This is a genomic window from Microbacterium sp. Bi128, assembly GCF_918698205.1.
Map to the genome: position 1 here is coordinate 1 of NZ_CAKKMM010000910.1, position 2,073 is coordinate 2,073.

Annotated in this window: 1 protein-coding gene; it reads left to right on the forward strand. The window is 72.7% G+C overall.

Features of this window, described 5'->3' with window-relative positions; translation table 11 throughout:
• The coding region (gene cydD, locus LQV45_RS27900; protein WP_230010137.1) for a thiol reductant ABC exporter subunit CydD at nt 1–2,073 on the forward strand (2,073 nt) is incomplete at both ends.

The following is a 2,073-nucleotide window of genomic DNA, read 5'->3' on the forward strand; positions in this document are numbered from 1 at the left end:
CGACCCGTTCCGCCCTCTACCTGCTGGGACTGCTTGCCGCCCTGAAAGCCCTCTCGCTCGTGCTTATGGCGCAGGCTGCGGCATCGATGCTCGCGGGGCTCGCCGCTCATGACCCCGCCTGGGCAGACCAGCTGGTTCTGGGCGCCGCGGGGGCGGTGCTGCGCTCACTGACGGTATGGGGCCAGTCCGTGGCCTCACGCCGGGCGGCGCTCGGAGTGAAGGAGGAGCTGCGCTCCCAACTGCTGGAGCAGGCGCTCAGGAACGGCACGCGGTCTGCCGGGCCCGCCGACGGCGGCCTCGCCGTGCTGGCCACCCGGGGGCTGGACGCCCTGGATAGCTACTACACCCAGTTCCTGCCCGCGCTGGTGAACTGCGCGGCCATTCCGCTGCTGCTGGGCGCCCGCATCCTGTTCGCCGACTGGGTCAGCGCCGTGGTGATCGTGCTGACGGTGCCGCTGGTGCCGCTGTTCATGATCCTGATCGGGCGGTACACCGAGGAACGTGTCAGGGACGCCCAGTCCGCGCTGGCACGGCTCTCCGGGCACATGCTCGAGCTCGCCAAAGGCCTGCCCGTCCTCGTGGGCCTGGGCCGGGCCTCCGCCCAGCGCCAGGCGCTGGAGGACATGTCCGAGGAATATCGTTCCCGGACCATGGGGACTTTGCGCACGGCCTTCCTTTCCGCCCTGGCCCTCGAGCTCATCTCGACGATTTCCGTGGCGGTCGTCGCCGTGTTCATCGGCGTCCGCCTGGTCCACGGCGACATGGCGCTTGAGGCAGGGCTGCTTGCGCTCATCCTCGCTCCCGACTGCTACCTTCCGCTCCGGGCGCTCGGCACCGCACACCACGCCAGCGACGACGGCCGGGCAGCGCTCGCCGAAACCACAGCGGTCCTCGCGGACCCCGGAGCTGCGCCCCTGGATCCGACGCCGGCCTCCGGTCCTGCTGCCGGCCCGCCCGCCGTCACCGTGGACGGACTGACCGTCCGCTTCGGCGGACGCACGGACGCCGCCGTCGGACCGTTGAGCTTCACCGCCGCCGCCGGCCAGATCACGGCACTCGACGGTGCCAGCGGCGCCGGCAAGAGCACCGTGCTCGGAGTCCTCGCCGGGACCATCGGGACGGATGCAGGGACCGCCGTGTCCGGACGCCTCGGAGGATTCACGACGGCGGATCTCGCCTGGGTGCCACAGCATCCCGTCATGTTGGCTTCCACGGTGCTGGACGAGATCCGCCTGTATCTGGGCGTTCCCGACGATGAAGCCGACGCCGCCGCGGCCGGCACCGAGGCGGGCGCGGAAGCCGATGCGGCAGCGCAGCGGTGCCTGGCAGCCGTGGGCGCGGGGCACCTGGCGGCCAAGCACCCGGCCGAGCTGAGCCCGGGGGAGCTGAGGCGGGTTGCTCTGGCCCGCGGGCTGGCGAGGATCGAGGCCGGCGCCCGCGTACTGCTCCTGGATGAACCCACCGCCCATCTGGACCGGGGATCGGCCACACTGGTCAATCGGGCCCTCGCCGGGCTCCGGGGAAAGGTCACCGTGCTGCTCGTTGCGCACGACCGGCACACCCGGGACCTTGCCGACACTCTCGTCGCGGTTACGCCGGGCGCCGGCGGCCACCACGGCGGTGAATTTCCGGCCCTCGTCCCGCCACTGCCGGCATCCGCCGGGGGAGAGCCGGGCGTGCAGGCGGCGGCCACCCGGGCGCCCTTCCTCGTGGACGCCGCGGCGCCGGGCCAAAGCCAAAGCCAAAGCCCGGACCCAACCCCGACCCCGGATACGGGCCTGGTCCCGGGCCGCCCCGAAACCTGCACCGCTCCTGCCGCGGCCGCCGGTTCGGTCAGCTCAATCGGCTCCGGCGCGGCCGGCCCGTCCGGTTCGGTCCCTGCCCAGCTGCGTCGCCTGCTGGCCCCGGTCAAGGGCCGGTTCGCCGCCGCCGGAGCCGTAGGCACGTTGGCGGCCCTGTTCGCCGTCGCCCTCGCGGGGCTGTCCGGCTGGCTCATCATCCGGGCCAGTGAACAGCCGCCCAACCTGTACCTGCTCACCGCGATCGTCGGCGTTAGGTTTTTCGGCGTCGCCC